Source organism: Superficieibacter electus, from assembly GCF_002915575.1.
GTDB classification, from domain to species: Bacteria; Pseudomonadota; Gammaproteobacteria; order Enterobacterales; family Enterobacteriaceae; genus Superficieibacter; species Superficieibacter electus.
Window position 1 is genome coordinate 130,294 of sequence record NZ_PQGD01000003.1, and the last position, 25,007, is coordinate 155,300.

Sequence of the window (25,007 nt, forward strand, 5' to 3'; positions counted from 1 at the left end):
GTTTCACAAGCCACAATGCACTGCCTACACTTTCCCGCCTGTCATCTGCGTCTAAAGAGAATATTTATGCAGCCTGGAAAAGGGTTTCTGGTCTGGCTCGCCGGATTAAGCGTGCTGGGATTTTTGGCCACCGATATGTACCTGCCCGCCTTTGCGGTGATTCAGCAGGATCTTAATACGCCGGCCGCTGCGGTCAGCGCCAGCCTGAGTTTGTTTCTGGCGGGTTTTGCCCTGGCTCAGCTCATTTGGGGACCGCTATCGGATCGTTTTGGTCGTCGCCCGGTGTTACTCGCCGGGCTGAGTATTTTTGCGGCGGGTTGCCTGGGCATGCTGTGGGTCAAGGATGCCACGATGCTACTGGTATTACGCTTTGTCCAGGCCGCAGGCGTCTGTGCCGCTGCGGTAACCTGGCAGGCGATGGTCACCGATTATTATCCGGCACAGCGGGTGAATCGTATCTTCGCCACTATCATGCCGTTGGTCGGACTCTCGCCGGCGCTGGCTCCTTTGCTCGGCAGCTGGATACTGACGCATTTTGACTGGCAGGCTATTTTTGCCACCTTATTTATTATTACCCTTATTCTGATGCTACCAGCGCTGCGCCTGAAGCCCGCTGCGGCCAAAAAACAGGAAAGCGCTCCTGCGCTGACGTTCGCCACGCTACTACGCTCGCGCTTATATGTTGGCAATGTGTTGATTTATGCCGCCTGCTCGGCCAGTTTCTTTGCCTGGTTAACCGGCTCGCCCTTTATTCTCAGTGAAATGGGTTATGGTCCGGCGGTGATTGGTCTGAGTTACGTTCCGCAGACAATAGCATTTCTGGCAGGGGGTTACGGTTGTCGTTCAGCTTTGCAAAAATGGCAGGGTCAGCAGTTATTACCCTGGCTGTTAAGCCTCTATGCGTTAAGTGTGGTTGCAACCTGGGGCACAGGGCTGCTCGGCGGTGTCTCGCTGACAGCGCTGTTAATTCCTTTCTGCGTGATGGCGATGGCGAACGGCGCAATATACCCGATCGTTGTCGCTCAGGCTTTGCGTCCCTTTCCTCAGGCAACGGGCCGCGCCGCCGCGCTACAAAATACGTTGCAGCTTGGATTGTGCTTTCTGGCAAGCCTCGGTGTGTCCTGGCTGGTGGCGACCCCGCTGTTAACCACCACCAGCGTCATGCTGGTAACAGTACTGCTGGCAGGCTCAGGCTACCGAATGCAACAGACGGCGCAAGCAATAAGAACATCGGAGGCTAACAAGACGCAGGCAGGTCAGTGACGAGTGATTAGCATGCTAACATTTTTGTATTGAATCAGCCGGTTTGGCGTCCTATACTCATTCTCGTTACCTCATAACTACAATAAAACCAGAATTATTTAACGGGTGATGGATCTCACCCGTTTCCACCACGGACGGCATTTCGGTAAGGGTACTCTCCCTTCCTCTGTTTCTACGTCGGATAGCAGGCTTACGGAGTTTCCGTAAGATTTCTCACAATCCAAAATAGCATCTACGCTGTTTTAAGGTTCTGATCACATACGCGTGATGGAGAAGCTATGAGTTCATCGTGTATAGAAGACGTTAGCATACCGGACGACGACTGGTATCGCATTACTAATGAGTTGTTGAGCCGTGCGGGGATTGCGATTAACGGTACCGCTCCTTATGATTTACGGATTAAAAATCCGCATTTCTTTAAGCGTGTGCTGCAGGAAGGCTCGCTCGGTCTTGGCGAGAGTTATATGGACGGCTGGTGGGAATGTGATCGGCTGGATATTTTTTTCACCCGGGTCCTGCGTGCCGGACTGGAAAGCCAGCTACCGCATCATCTGAAAGACACGCTTCGCATCGCCGCGACCCGCCTGATTAATTTGCAAAGTAAAAAGCGCGCGTGGATTGTTGGCAAAGAACACTACGATCTCGGAAACGATCTGTTTACCCGCATGCTCGACCCGTATATGCAATATTCCTGTGGGTACTGGAAAGAGGCCGATAACCTGGTCGATGCCCAGCAAGCAAAATTACAGCTTATTTGCGAAAAACTGCAGCTTGAGCCAGGCATGCGGGTACTGGATATTGGGTGTGGCTGGGGCGGTCTCGCCTCGTGGATGGCTAAACATTACAAGGTTAGCGTGACCGGTGTGACCATTTCCGCCGAACAGCAAAAACTGGCCCAGGCACGCTGCGCGGGGCTTGACGTTACCGTTCTGCTTCAGGATTATCGCGATTTGGATGACCAGTTCGATCGTATTGTTTCCGTTGGCATGTTCGAGCATGTCGGGCCTAAAAACTACAAAACCTATTTTGAAGTCGTGGATCGTAACCTCAAGCCGGATGGGTTATTCCTGTTGCATACTATTGGCTCGAAAAAAACTGATAATAATGTCGATCCGTGGATTGATAAATACATCTTCCCTAACGGCTGTTTACCTTCAGTGCGTCAAATAGCCATTGCCAGTGAAACCCATTTTATTATGGAAGACTGGCATAATTTTGGCGCTGATTATGACAAAACGCTGATGGCGTGGTTCGAGCGGTTTCAGGCTGCATGGCCCGACATTGCCGATAATTACTCTGAGCGCTTTAAGCGCATGTTCAGTTACTATCTGAATGCCTGCGCGGGCGCATTTCGTGCGCGGGATATTCAGCTCTGGCAGGTGGTTTTCTCGCGCGGCGTAGAAAATGGCTTACGTGTTGCCCGCTGATATATAAAACCCCGGCACGCCGGGGTTTTCCTCTTATTCCGCTTCTTTTTGCAATAGCGCGGCCTCACGGGCTGCCAGCACCCGTTCCACGGTATCTACCACCGCCTGCGTTTGTGGGTCGATTTCAATGTTAATCCGCTGTCCCAGTTTTTTTTGCCCAAGCGTAGTGCGCTGTAGTGTTTCCGGGATCAGATGCACGCAAAAACGGCTAGCCGTGACTTCACCCACGGTCAGGCTAATACCATCAATGCCGATGAATCCTTTATACAGGATATATTTCATCAGCGTGGCATCCTGCAATTTAAACCAGATCTGCCGGTTATTTTCTGAAGTGATGATTTTCGACACTTCTGCCGTTGTTATAATATGGCCTGACATCAGATGCCCGCCAATTTCATCACTGAATTTTGCCGCCCGCTCGACGTTAACTTCATCACCCGGCTGTAAATCGCCCAGGTTAGTGATGCGCAGCGTTTCTTTCATTAAATCAAAACTGACGTGATTACCGTCGATCTCTGTCACTGTCAGGCAACAACCGTTGTGCGCTACCGACGCGCCCGTCTCCAGTCCTGCGAGCATATTGTCAGGCAGGGCCACAACGTGAGTTCGAAAATTGGGTTTCTCCTCGATGGACACGACTTTTGCCGTGCCCTGTACGATTCCAGTAAACATGCCATTAACTCCTGTATACGATAAAAACGGTCTTATCCCCGCTGTTCTGTCAGGCACAATAACAGGTGGAAAATAGCCTTGCCAGTGCGGAGTGTGCGCTATCGACGTTTTCACTGGCGTAATAATTAATCCTCGTTACAATAGCAGCATAACCTCTTGTTAATTCTTCTTGCTGCCATTTACGGCGGCTTTTTTAGTCTCTCTAATAACAACAATACTCAAGGTGTTCACGTGCAGAAGTATTTCAGTGAAGCGCGTCAGCTTCTGGCGCTGGCAATTCCGGTCATCATTGCCCAGGTAGCGCAAACGGCAATGGGGTTTGTCGATACGGTAATGGCGGGTGGCTACAGCGCCACCGATATGGCCGCCGTGGCCATCGGCACCTCCATTTGGCTTCCCGCAATTCTCTTTGGTCATGGTCTGTTACTGGCTCTGACCCCTGTCATTGCGCAACTTAATGGTTCAGGCCGTCGCGATCGCATTGCACATCAGGTTCGCCAGGGGTTCTGGCTGGCGGGGTTTGTCTCCGTGCTGGTGATGGTCGTGCTATGGAATGCCGGGCATATTATTCATGCCATGCATAACATCGATCCTGAACTGGCGGATAAAGCGGTTCGCTATTTGCGCGCCCTGCTGTTTGGTGCGCCGGGTTATCTGTGCTTTCAGGTCGCTCGTAACCAGTGTGACGGGCTGGCGAAGACCAAACCGGCAATGTTTATTGGTTTTTGCGGGCTAATGGTCAATATTCCGGTGAACTACATTTTCATCTACGGTCACTTTGGCATGCCGGAACTGGGCGGCGTCGGCTGCGGCGTGGCAACGGCGTCTGTTTACTGGGTCATGTTGTTCTGTATGCTCTCTTATATTAAGAGAGCACGGTCGATGCGTGATATTCGCAACGATATGCGTTTTGGTAAGCCGGAGTTAGCCACTATGCTGCGTCTGGTGCAACTTGGCCTGCCCATCGCGCTGGCGCTGTTTTTTGAGGTTACGCTGTTTGCGGTCGTCGCCCTGCTGGTTTCCCCGCTGGGCATCGTTGACGTCGCCGGACACCAGATTGCGCTGAACTTTAGCTCACTGATGTTTGTGTTACCTCTGTCACTGGGAGCAGCGGTCACTATTCGGGTGGGCTACCGTCTCGGTCAGGGCTCAACCCTTGAAGCGCAGACGTCAGCCCGCACGGGCCTCGGCGTTGGCGTTTGTATGGCCATCATCACGGCTATCTTCACGGTTTCACTGCGTGAGCACATCGCGCTGCTCTACAATGACAACCCCGAAGTAGTGACGCTGGCCGCACAACTTATGCTGCTGGCGGCAATTTACCAGATTTCAGACTCTGTTCAGGTGATTGGCAGCGGGATCTTGCGAGGATATAAAGACACCAGCTCCATTTTCTTTATTACGTTCATCGCCTACTGGGTGCTGGGTTTACCGAGTGGCTATATGCTGGCATTGACGGACTGGATCGTAGCACCGATGGGTCCGGCCGGGTTCTGGCTTGGTTTTATTATCGGCCTGACCTCGGCGGCAATAATGATGATGGTAAGAATGCGTTTTCTGCAACGTCAACCATCGAGTGTGATTTTACAGCGCGCAGCGCGTTAAGCCTGAAGTAGCCGTCGCCAGGCGGCTACTTTCTCAACACATTGCACAGTAGTTCCGCAGTCGGGTGAATTTGGAAAGAAAAGCGCTTGCCACATTCTCCCACTGCCGCTAATATTCGTCCCCGTTGTCAGGCACAACAATGCGTTCATAGCTCAGTTGGTTAGAGCACCACCTTGACATGGTGGGGGTCGTTGGTTCGAGTCCAATTGAACGCACCATCTCTCAGTGCGTCCGTAGCTCAGTTGGTTAGAGCACCACCTTGACATGGTGGGGGTCGGTGGTTCGAGTCCACTCGGACGCACCATTCATAATCTTCCCGTTTTACTCATTAAGTTGTTTTTCCAGCCAGAGCAAAGCGCGATTACCTTCTTTTGCCATATCCTGTACTGAAGCTGCCCGATAGCTGTCGTTGAAAATTTCCAGCGACCAGGGACCATTATAGCCACGCCGATCGATTTCACGCGCCAGGCTAACCACAGGCATCTGCCCTTTTCCAGGGTAACAGCGGAAATGACGGCTCCATTGCTGGACATCCATCTGCATCCCGGGCGCATCCGCCAACTGCACAAAAATCAGCTTCTCCAGCGGCACCTTATCCAGGCCGTCAAGCGTGTCGCCCAATGACAGAATATGAAAGCTATCCAGCACAATGCCCATTGCCGGGCTATTGACAGCATTCACCCGCTCCCATGCCTGTCGCCAGCGTCGGACATAGCGCCCCCACGCCAGCGCCTCGTAGCCAACCCGAATTTGTTCCTGCTCCGCAAGGTCGGCAATTGTCCGTAAATCCTCATATTGTTGTGCAATGTCAGAAGATGACTCTGGGGAGGTATTGCTACAGAGCAGTAAGGTATCGCAGTCAAGCTCGTGCATCACCCCAATTTTACGCTTTGCACGTTCCAGTGCGTTAGCGAAAGCGGCGCGCGTTCCTCCCTCCACATCACGCAATGGCTGAAAAAGCGTAATAGTAAGTCCCAGTTCGGTAGCCAGCCGACGTACAGAAGCCGGCGTGCCGGGGTAATCCTCCAGGTCTTTATCGAAGATTTCAACGCCGTGGAAACCAGCCGCCGCAATGGCGTGTAGCTTTTCTGGCAGGCTGCCACCCAGTGAAACGGTGGCAATAGAACGTCGCATTTTTTATCCTCAGGTCAGGAGTGACCGGCCAGTGCGCTTATCACCTGCTCCATCGCTTCACGGTTTAACGCTGAACGGGTAATTTTTTGATTAGCCAGAGCGGTTCTTACTACCCCGGCAATGACGATATGTTTCGGCTCCTGGCCCAAATCACGCATCTCAAGCACGACTTTGCCTACCACCCGACACATCTCCTGATAGAGCTCATCACCTTTTGCTCTGTTGCCCATATTTTAGTCCTGAAATTTTAACAACATGCTTACATTATTGCCAAAAAACCATGCTGAATCAAACAACAACCTGATAAAGTGCTCCTGACGAAGGCTAAGATTTCACACCTTCTACTGCGGTTGCTTACGCGCTTCTAACATTCATCCAACAACCACTATTCGAACGCCCAAATATTTATTAAAACGCTGTTTTTATTTTCCTTTTACTTTGTAACATCGTATAATGCGCACCGTTTCTTAATTGAATGGTTTCAGCGCCTTGAACTATTTACTCAAACGCGTACATCTTCATTTAACGTCATGGGCTGAACCGCCAGCGCACATTCCTCTGCACGCTTTTTTGATGTCACCTATCCTTATCCTGTGGCATCGCAGTTTTCGCATCACTGGTTTGACACCGTGGCGCTATATCCCCGGTCCGTCACCTTCATATTCTTCTCAACTTAAAGACTAAGACTGTCATGAAAAAGACCAAAATTGTTTGCACCATCGGCCCAAAAACCGAATCCGAAGAGATGTTAGCCAAAATGCTCGACGCGGGCATGAACGTTATGCGTCTTAACTTCTCCCACGGCGACTATGCAGAACATGGTCAGCGCATTCAGAATCTGCGTAACGTGATGAGCAAAACCGGTAAAAAAGCGGCGATCTTGCTGGACACCAAAGGTCCGGAAATTCGTACCATCAAACTTGAAGGTGGTAATGACGTCTCGCTGAAAGCCGGCCAGACATTCACTTTCACAACGGATAAAACCGTTGTCGGCAACGCCGATACCGTGGCGGTCACATACGAAGGTTTCACTTCTGACCTGTCCGTTGGCAACACCGTTCTGGTGGATGACGGCCTGATTGGTATGGAAGTAACGGCTATCGAAGGTAACAAGGTTATCTGTAAAGTACTGAACAACGGTGACCTGGGCGAGAACAAAGGCGTTAACCTGCCGGGCGTTTCCATTGCCCTGCCTGCTCTGGCTGAAAAAGACAAACAGGACCTGATCTTCGGCTGTGAACAAGGCGTTGACTTTGTTGCTGCCTCGTTCATTCGTAAGCGTTCTGACGTTGTAGAAATTCGTGAGCATCTGAAAGCGCATGGCGGTGAACACATTCAGATCATCTCCAAAATTGAAAACCAGGAAGGCCTGAACAACTTCGACGAAATTCTTGAGGCTTCTGACGGTATCATGGTTGCGCGTGGCGACCTGGGCGTTGAAATTCCGGTTGAAGAAGTTATTTTCGCGCAGAAAATGATGATTGAGAAATGCATCCGCGCACGTAAAGTGGTGATTACTGCTACCCAGATGCTTGACTCCATGATCAAAAACCCACGTCCGACCCGTGCGGAAGCCGGTGACGTTGCCAACGCCATTCTTGACGGTACCGACGCCGTCATGCTGTCAGGCGAATCTGCCAAAGGGAAATACCCGCTGGAAGCCGTTAGCATCATGGCGACCATCTGCCAGCGTACTGACCGTGTCATGACCAGCCGTCTGGATGATAATCACGACAGCCGTAAACTGCGTATCACCGAAGCGGTTTGCCGTGGCGCAGTTGAAACCGCGGAGAAACTTGACGCGCCGCTGATCGTTGTGGCGACTAACGGCGGTAAATCTGCACGTGCTGTACGTAAATATTTCCCTGATGCCACTATCCTGGCACTGACCACCAATGAAGTGACCGCCCGTCAGTTGGTTCTGAGCAAAGGCGTTGTCGCGCAGCTGGTGAAAGAAATTAACTCCACCGATGATTTCTACCGTCTCGGCAAAGAAGTTGCCGTAGACAGCGGTCTGGCACAGAAAGGCGACGTCGTAGTAATGGTTTCTGGTGCGCTGGTTCCAAGCGGCACTACCAATACGGCTTCCGTTCACGTACTGTAATTATTTCCAGATGTGTTGATTTGTTTAAAAAGCGTCCTTCGGGGCGCTTTTTTTATTTGCTGTGCCGAAGCTGTCAATAGAAAAGCAAATCGTATTTTACTATTTAAAATGCCAATTATCTAAGATGAATCCGATGGAAGCTTCCTGTTTTCACACAGTTTTTTTGATGTAACAGCGCCATTCGATGCTTCTTTGAGCGAACGATCAAAAATAAGCGCATTCCCATCAAAAAAATATTCTCAACATAAAAAAGTTTGTGTAATACTTGTAACGCTACATGGAGATTAACTCAATCTAGAGGGTATTAATAATGAATCGTACTAAACTGGTACTGGGCGCGGTAATCCTGGGTTCTACTCTGCTGGCAGGTTGCTCCAGCAACGCTAAAATCGATCAGCTGTCTTCTGACGTTCAGACTCTGAACGCTAAAGTTGACCAGCTGAGCAACGACGTGAACGCAATCCGTTCCGACGTTCAGGCTGCTAAAGACGACGCAGCTCGTGCTAACCAGCGTCTGGACAACCAGACTCGCACTTACAAAAAATAAGTGTTACTGGTCTAATGAAAATGGCGCACATTGTGCGCCATTTTTTTTGCCCTTTATTTACTGCTGCTGCACGACAAGACTATTCGCTGTCACTAACGTTCCCACGGCCTGAGTAACAGGCGCAGGCGTCGCTCTGACGCTTTGTATACCTGTCGCTGGCATGGAGGGGGTCATAGTGGCATTGACCTGCACCGGATAACCCGCTCGCCGCGTAATTGCGCTGCTGATACCCTGACCATCACTGCCCGCATCATCTGCAAAACGACCAAAGCTTGCAGTAACGGCAATGGGCACCGTCTGGGGATCTTCCCAGTCATTCTGCGAAAGCGGCTGATGGACCTCAACATAACGCCGGCCATCAGGCTCTACGGAAAATTTTATTGGCTCATTGACGATCTGTACCCGCGTTCCCCACGACGCCTGAGAGAACAGCGTCTGAATATCCGCCGCACGCATACGCATACAGCCAGAACTGGCCCGTAAACCCACGCTGTTGCGCGCATTGGTACCGTGAATCAGATACTCCCCTCCGCCCTGCTCTAAACGTAAGGCAAAGCGTCCCAGCGGGTTATTTGGCCCGGCCGGGATGACCGCAGGCAACTTAATTCCCTGCGCCAGAGAGCGGGCGCGGATATTGGCCGTTGGCGTCCATGTTGGATTAGGGATCTTCTGGATAATGCGTGTAGTCATTACCGGCGTTTCACGCCCCTGCTGCCCGATACCAATCGGGAAGACCTGAACGATATTTTTACCCGGAGGATAATAATACAGCCGTAGCTCAGCCAGGTTAATAACGATCCCCTCCCGTGGCGCATCCGGGAGCAACATTTGTGAAGGGATGGTCAGTTCGCTGCCGGGTGTCGGCAATAACGGATCGACCGTATTATTTGCCTCCAGCAACAGCAGGATACCTGTGTCAAAACGCTGGGCAATGGCCTCCAGATTTTTACCGTCACCGGGGACCACGTAAGTCTGGTTTTGCCCGATAAGTCGACTGCCCGGAGCAGGTAATAAATAATCCACGGCCCAAACGCTCTGAGCAGCGCTGAGCGATCCGATAAGACTTAGAGTAATAAGAGACGCGCGTTTCATACTGGAATTCCTTAATCACCGGCTGAATGCCAGAAAGCTGAAAACCAGCGAGGCGGAATAACCGCCTCGCGTAACAGAATGAAAGCTGTTTTTAGAGTTTAGCCGAGATTTTCAGCTTTGGTACGAATTGCGCGGATCATGGCTTCCAGCCCTTGTGAGCGGGATGGGGTAAGATGCTGGGTAAGGGCCATTTTCTCAAACCAGGGGCGAATATCAAAGGCGACGATATCCTGTGCCGTCATCTGGTGGTATAAAATAAACACGACGGCAATAAGCCCTTTTACAATCATGGCATCACTGTCGCCCTGCAATTCGATAATACCGTCTTCATTGCGCTGAATAACGATCCATACCTGGCTTTGGCAGCCCTGGATAATATTCTTCGGGTTGTGAGCCTCTTCGCTCAGCGGAGGCAAACGCTGCCCCAGCTCAATAATGTAAAGGTACTTCTCTTCCCAGTTGGCGCAACGCTGAAAATTGCGCAGCAGCTTTTCTCTGTCCGGTAGTTCAGCCATAAAGTCTCCCTGCTAGCCCAGTAGCTGATGAATACGTGTTAACCCTGCCACCAGCCGATCCGCTTCTTCATGGGTGTTATACATAGCGAACGATGCCCGGCACATCGCAGGGACCTGGTAATGCGCCATCAGCGGCATCGCACAATGATGCCCGGTACGCACGGCGATGCCGTAGTTATCAAGGAAGCTACCGACGTCATACGCATGATGCTGCCCCAGGTTGAAGGCGATAACGCCCAGCCGCTGAGATGGACCATAAACAGTAAGAGTGGGTACGCTGGCGAGTCCGGCAAGCGCATACTCCATTAGCGTCTGCTCATAAGCGTGGATATTTTCAAGCCCCAGCGCGTTGACGTAATCCAGCGCCGCGCCGAGAGCAATAATGCCTCCTGTATTCGGCGTCCCGGCTTCGAACCGCCAGGGCGCTTTAGCGAACGTCGTCCCTTCCGTCAGGCTGACGGTAGCAATCATCGAACCGCCGCCTTCCCAGGGTGGCATATCCTGAAGGATCTCTTCTTTTGCGTACAACACGCCAATACCGGTCGGCCCGTACAGTTTATGCCCTGAAAAAAGATAAAAATCGCAGTCCAGCGCCTGCACGTCTACCGCATGATGCATTACCGCCTGCGCGCCGTCCACCAGCACCTTCGCACCGTGTTGATGAGCGATGCGAATAATATCCGCGACCGGATTCTCAACACCCAGCACGTTTGATACATGGGTAACGGCCACTAAACGCGTTTTGGCATCCAGAAGACCAGCAAGCGCCTCCAGCGCGAGCGTGCCTTCCGCCGTCAGCGGTATCACTCGCAGTTCCGCCTGCTTACGCGCGCACAGCATCTGCCACGGTACGATATTGGCGTGATGTTCCATGGCAGTAATCACAATATTATCGCCCGGCTGGATCTGGCTTTCGCCCCAGCTATTGGCGACCAGGTTGATGCCCTCAGTGGTACCACGGACAAAAACCAGCTCCTCCGGCGAGCGTGCATTGAGGAATGACGCCGCCTTCAGGCGCACCTGCTCCATGCGCTGCGTGGCTTCCGCGCTGAGCGTATGAATGCCACGGTGCACTGCTGCATAGCCATGACGATAAAATTCGCTTTCTGCATCAATCACCTGATTGGGTTTTTGCGCGCTTGCTGCGCTGTCCAGATATGCCAGCGCCTGTCCGTTAACTTCGCGCGTCAGTACAGGGAAATCCTCCCGCACCCGCTGAACGGAAAATGTCATGCTTTGCCCCCGGGAAGACGCTGGCCAATGCGGGCCAGCACCTGTTGTTTGAGCGCCTCGTCGCCGATAGCTTCCGTGAGTTCAGCGGCAAAGGCATAGATAATCATCTGCTGCGCCGCCTGTTCATCAATGCCGCGCGAACGCAGGTAAAAAAGCTGTTCATCGTCAATGCGGCCAATTGTCGCGCCATGGCTACATTTGACATCATCGGCGTAGATTTCCAGCTGCGGTTTAGTGTCCACTTCCGACAGACGCCCTAAAAGCAGATTATTGTTGGTCATCTGACCGTCGGTTTTAATCGCATGCTGTGCCACATTGATAAGGCCATTAAACACCGCGCGGCCTTTATCGTTGACGATGGTTTTGTGCAGTTGACGGCTATTACAGTAACCTTTGTTATGCTCAAGCCAGGTACGGCTGTCACACACTTCTGATTTGACCGGCATTGCCAGGCTGTTAAGCCGCAGCGTCGTATTTTCGCCATTAAGCTGACTGCTGGTATTGTGCCGCAATACCGCGCTACCCAGCAGGAAACTATGACTGAACGCGGCAGCATCCTGCGCCAGCACAATGTCGTTGTGGGCAAAGTGATAGCTTACCGGCGCTTCAAACGCCAGTTTCAGATGATGCAGGTGCGCATTTGCTGCGACATTCATTGTTACCCGCGAGCCGGTAAAATGGCGTTCGTCGTTCAGGCTGACATAATGTTCAATCAGCGTCGCTTCGGCACCTTCAGCCAGTTCAATATGATGGCGATAATGCGCGGTGTTCATTTCTGCCCCCGCTACGCCACGGGTAATATGCATTAACAGCAACGGTTTTGCCGGGCGTTGATTGCGGGCAACGCGGATCAGGGTGGCAGCAGTCGCGAGGCTTTCGGTCAGATGAAGAAAGACTTCAGGCTGGATTGCCTGGGGTAATGTCTGCCCTTCTTGCGCCATTTGAACGTCAAAGCCGCTGCCCTCAACGTTGTCACTCAGTGCCGCGCTGAATTGCCCGTCGACAAAAACCAGCCTGACGGCATCAATAGTCAACGCCAGTGCATCACGCTGCCCGGCAGTCACCTCTGTTGGCGCAACCGCCACAAAGGTGCTGTCCAGTAGCCCGTCCAGCGGCGTATATTTCCAGTTTTCATGCTTGCGCGTCGGCAGACCGAGACGCAGCATATGCTGCAAATGCTGACGGGCCTGCGGCGAGCGTTTTGCGCCCTCAGCTTCAAAAAGATGATGCCATTGTTGCAGTGCGTTACTGCTGTTCGGTAAGCCAGCCATAGCCCTGCTCCTCCAGTTGTTTGACCAGAGTAAAATCACCCGATTTCACAATGCGCCCCTGATAGAGGACGTGAACAAAATCCGGTTTGATGTAGTCGAGAATACGCTGATAATGGGTGACAATGATGAAGGCGCGTTTGCCATCACGCAGCGCGTTGACCCCTTCTGAAACGATCTTCAACGCATCAATATCTAAACCGGAATCGGACTCATCGAGAATACACAACTCAGGCTCCAGTACCGCCATTTGCAAAATGTCATTGCGCTTTTTCTCGCCGCCGGAAAAGCCCACGTTCACCGAACGGGTCAACAAATCCTCCGGCATCTTCAGTAACTGAATTTTTTCTTCCATCAGATCCTGAAAATCAAAACGGTCAAGCGACTCCTGACCACGGTATGCACGCACCGCGTTCAGCGCCGTTTGCAGGAAAAACTGATTACTGACGCCAGGGATCTCAACCGGATACTGGAAGGCCATAAAAATGCCCTCGCCCGCGCGATCTTCAGGCGCAAGTTCCAGCAGATCCTTGCCGCGAAATTCCACGCTGCCGCCCGTTACTTCATAATCTTCACGGCCTGCCAGAGTGGCTGACAGGGTACTCTTCCCGGAACCGTTCGGTCCCATGATCGCATGCACCTCTCCGGGGCGAACCTCAAGATTGAGGCCGCGCAGGATTTCTTTGTCTTCTACTGATACCTGTAAATCTTTAATGCTTAACATGGCTGTTCCCTTTAATACTTAACCGACGCTGTGTTCGAGGCTGATAGCCAGCAGTTTTTGCGCTTCAACGGCAAATTCCAGCGGCAGTTCCGAGAAAACGTCCTTACAAAAACCATTGACGATCATGGAGATGGCATCATCCTCACTGATCCCGCGTTGCAGACAATAAAAAAGCTGGTCCTCGCCAATACGCGATGTCGTCGCCTCATGCTCAAGCTGGGCACTGTTGTTACGGCATTCCACATACGGGAACGTATGCGCCCCGCTGTCCGGCCCAATCAGCATAGAGTCACACTGGGTAAAGTTACGTGCATTGGTGGCGGTGGGCATGATCTTGACCAGGCCACGATAGCTGTTCTGACTATGGCCGGCAGAGATCCCTTTCGAAATAATGGTCGATTTGGTGTTTTTACCAATGTGGATCATTTTCGTACCGGTATCCGCCTGCTGATGACCACTGGTCAACGCGACAGAGAAGAATTCACCGATCGAGTTGTCGCCACGCAGAATGCAGCTTGGATATTTCCAGGTGATAGCCGAACCGGTTTCTGACTGGGTCCAGGACATTTTACTGTTTTCACCTTCACACAGCGCCCGCTTGGTCACGAAGTTAAGGATACCGCCGGTATGGTTATCACCAGGGAACCAGTTTTGCACCGTAGAGTATTTCACCTCGGCATCTTTATGGATGATGACCTCGACCACCGCCGCATGAAGCTGATAGCTATCGCGCACTGGCGCAGAGCAGCCTTCAATGTAGCTCACGTAGCTGCCTTCATCGGCCACCAGGATCGTGCGTTCAAACTGGCCGGTTTTCTCCGCGTTAATCCGGAAGTACGTTGAAAGCTCCATCGGGCAGGTCACGCCTTTTGGTACGTAAATAAACGTGCCGTCAGAGGCCACTGCCGCATTGAGCGCGGCAAAAAAGTTGTCGTTACTCGGGACCACGGTTCCGAGATATTTTTTCACCAGCTCCGGATGATCGTGGATGGCTTCGCCAAAAGAGCAAAAGATAATCCCATGTTCAGCCAGTTTTTCCCGGTAGGTGGTGGCGACGGAAACGGAGTCAAAAATAGCGTCAACGGCGACCTCACGCCCCTCACGGACCGGCACCCCAAGCTGGTTAAACGCCGCTTCCACTTCATCAGTCAGAAAAGAGGCTGGCCCCGTTTGCTGGACCGCACCGGGCTGGGAAGCACAGGTGTCATCACAGTTACCGCAGGATGGTGCGGAGTAATAACTGTAATCCTGATAGTTCAGCTTATCGTAATGGGCTTTCAGCCAATGCGGTTCTTCCATTTCCAGCCAGGCATTGTACGCATTAAGACGAAACTCCAGCATCCACTCAGGTTCATTACGTTTTGCGGATATCGCACGCACAACCTCTTCATTAATCCCATGCGCGAGTTCGTCCGTCTGGAGTTGAGTGAAAAAACCCTCTTTATAATTCAGCGGTCCGGACCACATTTTGACATCGTCAGTTGCTTCAGTATTACGTGACATAATTATTCCGCCTGCACCCCAAAACTTTCGCCACAGCCACATTCATGCTGCGCTTTTGGGTTATGAAATTTGAAGATTTGGTTTAAGCCTTCACGGACATAATCAACCTCGGTACCATCAATAAAAGGCATTGCCTGCAAAGGTACCCACAGGCGTGCGCCATCGGTCTCGAAAAGAAGATCGTCTTTCTGTGGCTCATTAACCGTATCCAGGACATAGCCAAAGCCTGCACAGCCTGTCTGCTTCACGCCAAGCCGCAAACCTTGTATACCCGGTTGCTTACTGACCAGCTGACGAATATGCTCAGCTGCAGACGCCGTCATCGTCAAACCACGCCAGGCAAATTCATTGGGATCAAAAGTCCCTGCATGCACATCCATCGGTCCACCTCACGTTAAGAGACTGAAAAGTTAACACTATGTTAGTGATAATGATTATCACTTCAACCCACTCGCAGTGCGGGTATTGATCATAATGTTCTTTTTATTGCTCATGTATTAAGCATAGACCGTCGATCACATCTTATAGAAAGGATTCTGCGTGAATTATCCTATTGATTTTGATTACTTTTATAAAAGATAACAGGGGCTGCACAGGCACATTGGAAAGATGTATAGGCAATACCTATTTTTGAAATCAAAAAAAGGCAATTATGCGATATGACATAATAATTTCGCTTTAATCTGCGTGCGGGATGGATAAGAAAGTGCAACACTGGCTTAACGCTATTCATCACAGTTAGTGGGACTTTACAAACTCGCCTCCGTTAAAGGGGCACTTTTGCCATTAGCGCTGGTACTCTCCGGGAGAAAAAGATGACTAATATCATTTTAGGTATGATTGCCAAGATATCAAGAATGGACGCTGAGACGAAACAGCTTACCGCGCGCATTGAGGCACAATCACTGTTATTGGGTGCTTTTTTACTGGCTACCGGGAAAGAAGGTGGCGCACTGGAGATGGTTGAAGCGGTCAAAAAAGCCATTAACGCCGCCGTTGAGCTGGCCGAGAGCCCGTTAAAATCTGACGCAGAAATTCTGCTTAATGAATTCAATGAAATCTTGTCTATGGCGCAATTGCTAACCAGAGTAGAGGCTGAGCTTGATATCGACGCAATAAAAGCGGTGACATCAAACGATGAGAATAAGGAATAAGGTTATCGGGGCCGCTGCCCCGATAACCTTACGTTAATCAGACATAGAGAGAGGCTTCGCCCGTCGGACGGGTTTTGAAGCGGCGATGTATCCACAGATATTGTTCTGGCGCACGTAAAATTTCGTGCTCAATCATTTTATTAATATAACTGGCGGCTTCGAATTCACTCCCGCGCGGGAAGTCTTCCATTTTTTGCCCGATATGTAGCGCATAGCCGCGCGCATTCTCTTTACGTACCATTGAGATAGTTAACATTTCAGCGCCGGATAACCGGGATATAACATACGTCCCGTTAGTGGTTGCTGCATTCTGCACGGAGAAAAAAGGCGCAAATGTACTTCCCTTTGGACCATAGTCCTGATCTGGGGCAAACCAGACAGCTTCGCCACTTTTCAGCGCGCCAACCAGCCCCTTAAGATTATGCCGGTCTATCATCGATTTATTTGAGCGCAGCCGACCCCGCGTTTGCACCCACTCCATGACCGGGCTGTTATGCGGGCGATAGGTGGCCATCATTGGCTGGCACAGCCCCATGACACGCCCTCCCAGTTCCAGCGACATAAAATGCACGCCGACCACCATCACCCCCTTCTGCTTGCGCTGCGCTTCCAGCAGATAATGATAGCCTTCAACATCGAACCATTTCCGCACACGCCGATCGGACCAGAACCAGGCCATGCCGGTCTCAAGCAGCGCCATACCCAGGGAGGCGAAGTTTTTCTCTATCATCATTTTGCGCTGCTCATCCCCCATGCCGGGGAAGCAGAGTTCAATGTTGCGGTTGGCAATATTTGCCCGCCGCTGGAGAAAGCGCTGCGAAGTTCGACCAAGGGCAGAACCAAACCAGAACAAAAAAGGATACGGCAACTGTACCAGCAGCCAGAGGACGCCTAAACCAAACCAGGTGAGCCAGTGACGCGGGTGAAGAAAGGCGAGTGAAAACGGCGGACGAGCCATAGTGTTTCCTTAAGCGGAAGTGGAGTAGCGCTTAAAGGAGAAACGAACGTATTCATTAGTCATTACGCGATACGGGTTTAACTGAGACAAGCAAAAAGGGAAAGAAATCCGTCGGCGCAGCATATCACGGGGGAATTAAAGTAAAAGGATATTTCATGCGGGCACATATCTTTTCAGACAGGTGCCCGAACGGCTATAACACTGCTGTGGTTAGCCGTGAGGAGCAGCATAGCCGCCCCTGTTCATCCATAATATCGATTTGCCAGACCTGATGTCGGCCACCAGTATGTAGCGCTTTACATACGCCACGTACCCGGCCGCTACGGACGGAACGAAGATGATTGGCATTAACCTCAACACCAACCACTTTTTGTTCACCTTGCGTACAAAGATATCCTGCCACCGAGCCCAGCGTTTCTGCCAGCACCACAGACGCACCGCCGTGCAGTAACCCAAACGGCTGGTGAGTTCGCTCGTCCACCGGCATCGTAGCTTCAAGATAATCATCAGCGATAGTCTCAAAGCGAATATCCAGCAGTCCGACCATATTATTTACGCCCATCGCATTCAGCGCCTCAAGCGTCACCGCACGTTTCCAGATCATCCCATTATTTCCAGTAGCGCCTGTAGCGGATGGCGCACGCCATTGCCTTCAATTCGCTTCACCTGGCTACGACACGAATAGCCGGTCGCAAGGCAGCGGTTACGTGGCAAACGCTGCATCGCCTGCTGCCAGGAAAGCGCATAAATCCCGAGCGAATTCGCATGGTTTTTTATTTCATGGCCGTAGGTGCCTGCCATACCGCAGCAGCCAACACTCACACTTTCCAGTTTTGCTCCAAAATGGGCAAAAATGCTCGCCCACTGACTGGGGGCAGAAGGCAGTGCAGTGACCTCAGTGCAATGACCAAACAAGTACCAGGACTCCCCGCTGAGCTCACGACGCGCCTCTTCGGTAAGGATCTGCGTCAGCCATTCATGAACCAGCATCACGTGGAAATCGCCACGTTGATTTCCCAGAGCCTGCTTATACTCATCGCGATAGCACAGCACCAACGCCGGGTCCACGCCGACCATCGGTATCTCAAGCTTAGCGACCCGGTTAAGGAAGTCTGCCGTTTTACTGGCGGTTTTCGCAAAGCGCGTCATAAAGCCTTTAATATGCTGAGCCTTGCCATTGGGTGAAAAGGGCAACAGCACGGGCTGATAACCGGTTTTTTCAACCAGACGGACAAAATCTTCAACAACCTGCGCATCGTAATAGCTGGTAAAGGGGTCCTGCACCACCAGCACGATGCGGGATTTTTGCCCGGCATCTATAGCTTCAAGCTCTTCAAGCGTCATATTAGCCGAACGGTGGGTCACCATCTTCTGTGCCAGCGAGGGAGAAGACAGGAGCGGTAAATCGACCATGCCGATGTGCGTTTCTGACAGCTTACGCACCCACGGCTGGCTCATAAAAAAGTTGAACGTCCTGGGTGCCCGCGCCATCAATGGCGCATAGCTCTCTACCGACGCGACCAGATGATCGCGTAATGGCCGCAGGTAACGGGAATGATAAAGCTGCAGAAAGCGCGAGCGAAACTCCGGAACGTCAATTTTTACAGGACACTGGGTGGAACAAGCTTTGCAGGCCAGACAGCCTGACATGGCCTCTTTCACCTCGTGTGAAAAGTCATACTCGCCTTTGCGTGCATGCCAGCTATTTCGCGTACGATCAATTAATGTGCGCAGACTGGCTCGTTGCCCAGGAAGCTCTTTTTCCAGTTGATTAGGATCAACGCCGCGGTCGGCCAGTAAGCGTAACCATTCTCGCACAAGCGTAGCGCGCCCTTTCGGCGAATGAATACGGTTGCTGGTGATTTTCATTGACGGGCACATCGGGCTTTTTGCATCAAAGTTGAAGCACAGACCGTTGCCGTTACACTCCATAGCCCCTCGCCATGCGCCGCGGACAGCGATCGGAATTTGGCGGTCGAAGGTGCCGCGTTTGACGGCATCGACTTGCATCATTGGCGCATCAACCCCTTCCGGCGGGCAAATTTTTCCCGGGTTTAAACGGTTTTCCGGATCAAATGCGGCTTTAATTTTGCGAAGCTCACTATAGAGTTGTTCGCCGAAAAAGGCCGGGCTGTACTCGGCGCGAAATCCCTTTCCATGCTCGCCCCACAGCAGGCCGCCATATTTTGCCGTCAGTGCTACCACCTCATCAGAAATCTGTTTCATCAACATTTCCTGCTGCGGATCGCACATATCCAGCGCCGGGCGAACATGCAGTACTCCGGCATCCACGTGACCGAACATGCCATAGCTTAAACCGTGCCCATCAAGTAGCGCGCGGAATTCGGTAATATAATCCGCCAGATGTTCCGGTGGCACACAGGTATCTTCGGCAAAAGGAATCGGTTTGGCCATGCCTTTTGCATTACCCAGCAGCCCCACCGCTTTTTTACGCATTGCATAGATGCGCTCAATGCCCGTCAGGTCGTCGCAAACCTGCCAGCCGATAATGCCACCTTTCCCCTGCGCCACTAACGCGTCCAGGCCCGCGCACAGCGTAGCGACCTGCTCATTGATCAGGATATCGTCGTCACCGGCGAACTCAACAATATTCAGCCCCAGCATTTCTTTGTCTGGTACGTCGGTAATTAGCGCACTGACCGAATGCCAGACAATGTCTTCTCGCGCCAGGTTCAACACTTTTGAATCCACGGTTTCAACTGAAAGCGCGTTGGCTTGCACCATAAATGGCGCATTGCGCAGCGCAGAGTCAAACGAATCATATTTAACGTTGACCAGACGGCGGACCTTCGGCAAGCGGGTGATATCCAGCCGTGCTTCGGTTATGAACGCCAGCGTTCCCTCTGAGCCAGTCAGTATGCGGGTAAGGTCAAACTCCGTCATCGCATCATTAAATACATGACGCAGGTCATAACCGGTAAGAAAGCGATTCAGCGCTGGAAACTTATCCACTATCAGCTGCCGATTTTCCAGACAGCGTTGGTAAACGGTGCGATAGATACGCCCGGAGGCGGACTGTTCTCTTGCCAGGGTTTCTGCCAGCGCCACTGGCATAGGATGCGTATCAAGGATATCGCCGCCGGTCAGCACCGCGCGAACACCAAGCACGTGATCGGAGGTTTTACCGTAGGCCAGCGACCCTTGCCCGGACGCATCCGTATTGATCATCCCGCCGAGCGTCGCACGGTTACTGGTTGATAACTCCGGAGCAAAAAAGTAACCATACGGCTTCAAATACTGATTAAGCTGATCCTTAATAACCCCGGCCTCGACGCGCACCCACCCCTCTTCGGGGTTGATTTCTATGATGCGATTCATATAGCGGGACATGTCCACGATAATGCCCTGGTTCAGCGCCTGCCCGTTAGTCCCGGTTCCGCCGCCTCGTGGAGTAAAGATCAGTGATTTAAAACGTTCTTCTGCTGCGACCCGTGCCAGCAATGAAACATCCGCCGTTGACCGGGGAAAAACAATGGCATCGGGAAGAAGCTGATAAATACTGTTGTCGGTCGCCATCGTAAGCCTGTCGGCATAATTGGTGGCGGTATCACCTGTGAAACCCTGTTGCTCCAGTGACTGCAAAAAATTCAGCACCAGTTGAACGACGCCTGGAGCCTGAGAAATCTGTGGGATCATTACTGTTGACCCTGCCTGACTGTTGTAATGTGAGTGATTAATCGTTTGCGTTGTGCATTCATCGTTTTACCACATTTTTTTCTTACCTGCCTGATAGAATTACGGACTATAACCACTGTCGAAATCACTGGTATCATTATTGGTCCAGCTTTATGCCGCGCCCGCATTGTGGCGAGATGAAAAAGGTAAATTTACGTTATGGTTACTTCAAGCCAGCCCAGGGATGTGCCGCAAATTTTACTGTCGGTACTGTTTTTATCGCTCATGATTGTCGCCTGTCTGTGGATAGTCCGACCCTTTATCCTGGGCTTTATGTGGGCAGGGACGGTGGTTATTGTCACATGGCCGGTGTTAATTCGTTTACAACGTCTGCTTTTTGGTCGCCGTTCGCTGGCCGTGCTGGTGATGACGCTGTTACTGTTTTTACTCTTTATCATTCCGATAGCGCTTCTGGTCAACAGCATGGTCGATAGCGGCGTACCGCTGATTCGCTCTGTTTCCTCAGGCGAAATGACGCTGCCTGATCTGAACTGGCTTAACAGTGTTCCGGTTATCGGCGCGCGCCTGTACACCGGCTGGCATAATCTTCTCGATATGGGCGGTACGGCCATCATGGCGAAAATTCGCCCTTATATCGGTACAACGACGACCTGGTTTGTCGGGCAAGCCGCGCATATCGGACGTTTTATGATGCACTGTACGCTAATGCTGCTATTTAGCGCTTTGTTGTACTGGCAGGGAGAAAAAGTCGCCCGCGGCATTCGCCATTTTGCTACGCGCCTTGCGGCTAAACGCGGCGACGCGGCAGTAGTGCTGGCTGCGCAAGCTGTCCGTGCTGTCGCGCTGGGTGTCGTGGTTACCGCCCTGGTACAGGCCGTATTGGGGGGAATTGGTCTGGCTATCTCTGGCGTGCCCTATGCCACGATTCTTACTGTGGTCATGCTGTTTTCCTGTCTTATTCAGCTTGGCCCATTGCCAGTACTGGTTCCTTCTATCATTTGGCTGTACTGGAGCGGTGATACCACGTGGGGAACGGTACTGCTGGTGATAAGCTGCGTCGTCGGCACTATCGATAACGTGCTGCGTCCCATACTGATTCGTATGGGCGCAGATCTCCCTATGATCCTGATTCTGTCCGGGGTTATCGGCGGACTGGTCGCATTTGGCATGATAGGTCTGTTTATTGGCCCGGTTTTGCTGGCTGTGTCGTGGCGTCTGTTTGATGCCTGGGTTAAGGAAGTTCCGCCCCCGCAGGACAATACTGACGAGGTGCTGGAAGAGTATCCGCTGCCGGATTCCTCTTCCGATCGCTAATCTTCGGCAGCCTGTGAATAAACAGGCTGCCGCAAATAGTTAAGTATTACTAATTAATAGTTAAGCTCATCAGCAATGCAGGCCATTATTTCACGCGTTCGGGGAAAATATATTCTGTCGACCTATCACATTTATTAAACTAATGAGATGAATCCGATCGACGCCCGGGGTGTCGCATTCTATTATCAGATCACGGTTATAAATCAACGCCTTGATTTATAAGCATGGAAATCCCCTGAGTGAAACAATGAATTGCTGTGTGTAGTCTTTGCCCATCTCCTATGATGGGCTTTTTTTTATGTATTTTCGTTATTATTTATAATAAAAAAATCCCCGGCATTTCTGCCAGGGATTAACATGATTTTCTTCTACTTATTTGTTTAGCTCTGCAAGACTCAGCCAGGTTTGTACCACGGTGTCCGGGTTAAGAGACAAGCTGTCAATGCCCTCTTCCATCAGCCATGCGGCAAAATCTTCGTGGTCGGAGGGACCCTGACCACAAATACCGACATATTTCCCCTGCTTCTTCGCGGCGCGGATTGCCATCGACAACAGCGCTTTTACCGCCTCATTACGTTCGTCAAACAGTTCAGAAACGACGCCGGAGTCGCGATCCAGTCCCAGCGCCAGCTGAGTCATATCGTTAGAACCAATCGAGAAGCCATCAAAATGTTCGAGGAACTGCTCAGCCAGCAGGGCATTGGACGGGATCTCGCACATCATGATGATTTTTAACCCCTGCTCACCGCGCTTCAGCCCCTGACGCGCCAGCTCCTCAACCACCGCTTTCGCCTGCTCCACGGTCCGTACAAAGGGAACCATGATTTCAACGTTGGTTAGCCCCATCTCATTGCGCACACGTTTCACCGCATCGCACTCAAGGGCAAAACAGTCACGGAAACTGTCTGAAACGTAACGGCCCGCGCCACGGAAGCCCAGCATCGGGTTTTCTTCTTCCGGCTCGTAACGCTCACCGCCGACCAAATTTGCGTATTCATTCGATTTAAAATCGGACAGGCGCACAATCACCCGTTTCGGCCAGAAGGCCGCGCCGAGGGTGGCTATTCCCTCCGCCAGACGCCCGACATAAAACTCCTTCGGCGAGTCATAGCCCTTAATCAGTTCGCGAATTTCGTTTTGTAGCTTAACGTCCTGGTCGTCGAATTCGAGCAACGCACGCGGATGGACGCCGATCATGCGGTTAATAATAAACTCCAGCCGCGCCAGTCCAACGCCTTCATTAGGCAGGCAAGCAAAGTCAAAGGCGCGATCCGGATTGCCGACGTTCATCATAATCTTCAGCGGCAGGTCAGGCATTTTATCCACACTGGAACTTTTCACGCTGAACTCAAGTTTTTCGGCGTAAACGTAGCCAGTATCGCCTTCGGCACAGGAGACGGTTACGTCATCGTCATCCTGCATTCGCTCAGTCGCATCACCGCAACCGACTACCGCAGGTATCCCCAGCTCACGGGCAATAATTGCCGCGTGACAGGTCCGTCCCCCCCGGTTAGTGACAATGGCGGCCGCTTTTTTCATGATCGGCTCCCAATCAGGATCGGTCATGTCGGTGACCAGCACGTCGCCCGGCTGAATACGGTTCATTTCGCTGATATCATGAATAACCTTTACCGGACCCGCGCCAATGCGATGACCAATGGCCCGGCCTTCAGCAATGATTTTACCCTGCGCGTGCAGTGTGTAGCGCTCCATCACCTGTCCACGAGAACGCACGGTTTCCGGACGCGCCTGAACAATAAATAATTTACCGGTATGGCCATCCTTCGCCCACTCGATATCCATAGGCCGGCCATAATGCTTCTCAATTTGCACCGCTTGTTGCGCCAGTGCCTGTACTTCGTCATTGGTCAAAGAAAACACATCGCGCTGTTGCTGCGGCACATCTTCAATATCAACCTGCTTACCATGTTCCTGACTCGGCGCGTAAACCATGCGGATTTTTTTTGACCCCATGGTGCGGCGCACGATCGCCGGTCGGCCGGCCTCCAGAGTGGGTTTATGCACATAGAATTCATCCGGGTTAACCGCACCCTGTACCACCATTTCCCCCAGGCCCCACGCTGAGGTAATAAAGACGACCTGGTCGAAGCCGGATTCGGTGTCAATGGAGAACATGACGCCTGACGATGCCAGATCGGAACGTACCATGCGCTGAACACCAGCAGACAGCGCCACACCGCGGTGATCGTATCCCTGATGCACCCGGTATGAGATTGCACGGTCGTTAAATAGCGAGGCAAAAACGTGTTTTACCGCTACCAGCACGGCGTCATAGCCCTGCACGTTAAGAAAGGTTTCCTGCTGCCCGGCAAAAGAGGCATCTGGCATATCCTCCGCCGTTGCCGATGAACGTACGGCAAACGAAGCTTCGCTGTCATCAGATGAAAGCTGATCGTAAGCCTCCCGGATAGCGTGTTCCAGCTCACCCTGGAATGGCGTATCGACAATCCACTGGCGGATCTGCGCCCCGGCTTTCGCCAGTTCGGAGACATCATCAATGTCAGTTTCATCCAGCAGTTGATAAATACGCTGGTTGACACCGCTTTGATCAAGAAACTGATTAAACGCATCAGCGGTCGTGGCAAATCCGTTGGGTACGGCAACACCCACGGATGCCAGGTTAGTAATCATTTCTCCCAGGGAGGCATTTTTGCCCCCGACTCTGTCTACATCATTCATGCCGAGTTGGTTATACCAAAGCACCAGCGGTGACGAGCCATTGTTGGACATCGATCAATCCTTTTGTGATTTATGTGCGAGAGATAAGAATCAACTGATTCGTCATTTATCCTGACATAATTATCTCGTTAAAAAAA

General features: G+C 51.8%; 21 protein-coding genes, 2 tRNA genes, 1 other RNA gene and 1 pseudogene. 11 read left to right on the forward strand and 14 right to left on the reverse strand.

The annotated features are described in order from the left end of the window. Nucleotides 1–66: 66 nt before the first annotated feature. Both punC and cfa read left to right on the forward strand, forming a co-directional pair. The gene (gene punC, locus CHU32_RS04535) at nucleotides 67–1,263 is read left to right on the forward strand and encodes a purine nucleoside transporter PunC (RefSeq protein ID WP_103674603.1); all 1,197 of its coding nucleotides are present in this window, start codon (nucleotides 67–69) and stop codon (nucleotides 1,261–1,263) included. A 278-nt stretch (nucleotides 1,264–1,541) separates the two neighbouring features. After that, a complete protein-coding gene (gene cfa, locus CHU32_RS04540; protein ID WP_103674604.1) occupies nucleotides 1,542–2,690 on the forward strand; it encodes a cyclopropane fatty acyl phospholipid synthase in 1,149 nt (382 codons plus the stop codon). Between the two features lie 33 nt (nucleotides 2,691–2,723). Here the strand turns inward: cfa and CHU32_RS04545 are convergent, their stop codons facing one another. Continuing rightward, nucleotides 2,724–3,362: a riboflavin synthase subunit alpha gene (locus tag CHU32_RS04545; RefSeq protein WP_103674605.1), complete on the reverse strand. Its 639-nt coding sequence runs from the start codon at nucleotides 3,360–3,362 to the stop codon at nucleotides 2,724–2,726. A 231-nt stretch (nucleotides 3,363–3,593) separates the two neighbouring features. Between CHU32_RS04545 and mdtK the strand changes: the two genes are divergently transcribed. The 3 genes from mdtK to CHU32_RS04560 all read left to right on the forward strand — a co-directional run bounded on the left by mdtK (nucleotide 3,594) and on the right by CHU32_RS04560 (nucleotide 5,271). Beyond that, a complete protein-coding gene (gene mdtK, locus CHU32_RS04550) occupies nucleotides 3,594–4,967 on the forward strand; it encodes an MdtK family multidrug efflux MATE transporter (RefSeq protein WP_103674606.1) in 1,374 nt (457 codons plus the stop codon). Between the two features lie 141 nt (nucleotides 4,968–5,108). Then, nucleotides 5,109–5,185 (forward strand) — tRNA-Val (locus tag CHU32_RS04555). 9 nt (nucleotides 5,186–5,194) lie between these two features. Continuing rightward, nucleotides 5,195–5,271, forward strand: a tRNA-Val gene (locus CHU32_RS04560). Between the two features lie 29 nt (nucleotides 5,272–5,300). Here CHU32_RS04560 and CHU32_RS04565 read toward each other — a convergent pair. Together CHU32_RS04565 and fumD are read right to left on the reverse strand one after the other, a co-directional pair. Then, nucleotides 5,301–6,101: pseudogene (locus CHU32_RS04565) on the reverse strand (sugar phosphate isomerase/epimerase family protein); the annotation flags it as partial. 14 nt (nucleotides 6,102–6,115) lie between these two features. Then, nucleotides 6,116–6,331 carry a fumarate hydratase FumD gene (gene fumD, locus CHU32_RS04570; protein WP_103674608.1) on the reverse strand — a complete coding sequence of 72 codons (216 nt, stop codon included), beginning with the start codon at nucleotides 6,329–6,331 and terminating at the stop codon, nucleotides 6,116–6,118. A 259-nt stretch (nucleotides 6,332–6,590) separates the two neighbouring features. On the opposite strand from fumD, the gene ynhH reads away from it, so the two are divergent. The 3 genes from ynhH to CHU32_RS04580 all read left to right on the forward strand — a co-directional run bounded on the left by ynhH (nucleotide 6,591) and on the right by CHU32_RS04580 (nucleotide 8,752). Further along, nucleotides 6,591–6,785, forward strand: a complete 195-nt coding sequence (gene ynhH / locus CHU32_RS28890; protein WP_425444879.1) for a protein YnhH — start codon at nucleotides 6,591–6,593, stop codon at nucleotides 6,783–6,785. A 7-nt stretch (nucleotides 6,786–6,792) separates the two neighbouring features. After that, complete coding sequence (pykF, locus tag CHU32_RS04575; protein ID WP_103674609.1) at nucleotides 6,793–8,205, forward strand: pyruvate kinase PykF; 1,413 nt, start codon at nucleotides 6,793–6,795, stop codon at nucleotides 8,203–8,205. Nucleotides 8,206–8,515: 310 nt separating this feature from the next. Then, nucleotides 8,516–8,752 carry a major outer membrane lipoprotein gene (locus tag CHU32_RS04580; RefSeq protein ID WP_049840772.1) on the forward strand — a complete coding sequence of 79 codons (237 nt, stop codon included), beginning with the start codon at nucleotides 8,516–8,518 and terminating at the stop codon, nucleotides 8,750–8,752. 57 nt (nucleotides 8,753–8,809) lie between these two features. Here the strand turns inward: CHU32_RS04580 and ldtE are convergent, their stop codons facing one another. The 7 genes from ldtE to sufA form a co-directional block, all read right to left on the reverse strand. Further along, entirely contained in the window at nucleotides 8,810–9,844 is a 1,035-nt protein-coding gene (gene ldtE, locus CHU32_RS04585) for a L,D-transpeptidase LdtE (RefSeq protein WP_103674610.1), read from the reverse strand. Nucleotides 9,845–9,942: 98 nt separating this feature from the next. Beyond that, nucleotides 9,943–10,359 carry a cysteine desulfuration protein SufE gene (sufE, locus tag CHU32_RS04590; protein WP_103674611.1) on the reverse strand — a complete coding sequence of 139 codons (417 nt, stop codon included), beginning with the start codon at nucleotides 10,357–10,359 and terminating at the stop codon, nucleotides 9,943–9,945. Nucleotides 10,360–10,371: 12 nt separating this feature from the next. Next, nucleotides 10,372–11,592 (reverse strand): cysteine desulfurase SufS, encoded by a 1,221-nt coding sequence (sufS, locus tag CHU32_RS04595; RefSeq protein ID WP_103750790.1) that lies wholly within the window; start codon nucleotides 11,590–11,592, stop codon nucleotides 10,372–10,374. Continuing rightward, nucleotides 11,589–12,863: a Fe-S cluster assembly protein SufD gene (gene sufD / locus CHU32_RS04600; protein WP_103674613.1), complete on the reverse strand. Its 1,275-nt coding sequence runs from the start codon at nucleotides 12,861–12,863 to the stop codon at nucleotides 11,589–11,591. Before sufD ends, sufS begins: the two co-directional genes overlap by 4 nt. Further along, complete coding sequence (sufC, locus tag CHU32_RS04605; protein WP_103674614.1) at nucleotides 12,838–13,584, reverse strand: Fe-S cluster assembly ATPase SufC; 747 nt, start codon at nucleotides 13,582–13,584, stop codon at nucleotides 12,838–12,840. Before sufC ends, sufD begins: the two co-directional genes overlap by 26 nt. A gap of 18 nt (nucleotides 13,585–13,602) precedes the next feature. Continuing rightward, nucleotides 13,603–15,087 carry a Fe-S cluster assembly protein SufB gene (gene sufB / locus CHU32_RS04610; RefSeq protein ID WP_103674615.1) on the reverse strand — a complete coding sequence of 495 codons (1,485 nt, stop codon included), beginning with the start codon at nucleotides 15,085–15,087 and terminating at the stop codon, nucleotides 13,603–13,605. A 2-nt stretch (nucleotides 15,088–15,089) separates the two neighbouring features. Then, nucleotides 15,090–15,467, reverse strand: a complete 378-nt coding sequence (gene sufA / locus CHU32_RS04615) for a Fe-S cluster assembly scaffold SufA (protein ID WP_103674616.1) — start codon at nucleotides 15,465–15,467, stop codon at nucleotides 15,090–15,092. Between the two features lie 435 nt (nucleotides 15,468–15,902). On the opposite strand from sufA, the gene iraP reads away from it, so the two are divergent. After that, entirely contained in the window at nucleotides 15,903–16,241 is a 339-nt protein-coding gene (gene iraP / locus CHU32_RS04620) for an anti-adapter protein IraP (protein ID WP_103674617.1), read from the forward strand. Between the two features lie 37 nt (nucleotides 16,242–16,278). On the opposite strand, the gene lpxP is transcribed toward iraP, so the two are convergent. The 3 genes from lpxP to ydiJ all read right to left on the reverse strand — a co-directional run bounded on the left by lpxP (nucleotide 16,279) and on the right by ydiJ (nucleotide 20,856). Continuing rightward, nucleotides 16,279–17,199 carry a kdo(2)-lipid IV(A) palmitoleoyltransferase gene (lpxP, locus tag CHU32_RS04625; RefSeq protein WP_103674618.1) on the reverse strand — a complete coding sequence of 307 codons (921 nt, stop codon included), beginning with the start codon at nucleotides 17,197–17,199 and terminating at the stop codon, nucleotides 16,279–16,281. 193 nt (nucleotides 17,200–17,392) lie between these two features. Then, the gene (menI, locus tag CHU32_RS04630; RefSeq protein ID WP_103674619.1) at nucleotides 17,393–17,803 is read right to left on the reverse strand and encodes a 1,4-dihydroxy-2-naphthoyl-CoA hydrolase; all 411 of its coding nucleotides are present in this window, start codon (nucleotides 17,801–17,803) and stop codon (nucleotides 17,393–17,395) included. Beyond that, nucleotides 17,800–20,856, reverse strand: coding sequence for a D-2-hydroxyglutarate dehydrogenase YdiJ (gene ydiJ, locus CHU32_RS04635; RefSeq protein ID WP_103674620.1), 3,057 nt, complete (start codon nucleotides 20,854–20,856; stop codon nucleotides 17,800–17,802). The genes menI and ydiJ overlap by 4 nt, the downstream gene beginning before the upstream one ends. 198 nt (nucleotides 20,857–21,054) lie before the next feature. Here ydiJ and ydiK point away from each other — a divergent pair, with 198 nt between their 5' ends. Both ydiK and rprA read left to right on the forward strand, forming a co-directional pair. Then, nucleotides 21,055–22,170, forward strand: a complete 1,116-nt coding sequence (ydiK, locus tag CHU32_RS04640; RefSeq protein WP_103674621.1) for an AI-2E family transporter YdiK — start codon at nucleotides 21,055–21,057, stop codon at nucleotides 22,168–22,170. 192 nt (nucleotides 22,171–22,362) lie between these two features. Then, nucleotides 22,363–22,470: antisense sRNA RprA (rprA, locus tag CHU32_RS04645), an RNA gene on the forward strand. A 72-nt stretch (nucleotides 22,471–22,542) separates the two neighbouring features. Here rprA and ppsA read toward each other — a convergent pair. Beyond that, nucleotides 22,543–24,921 carry a phosphoenolpyruvate synthase gene (gene ppsA / locus CHU32_RS04650; RefSeq protein ID WP_103674622.1) on the reverse strand — a complete coding sequence of 793 codons (2,379 nt, stop codon included), beginning with the start codon at nucleotides 24,919–24,921 and terminating at the stop codon, nucleotides 22,543–22,545. Between the last annotated feature and the right edge of the window lie 86 nt (nucleotides 24,922–25,007).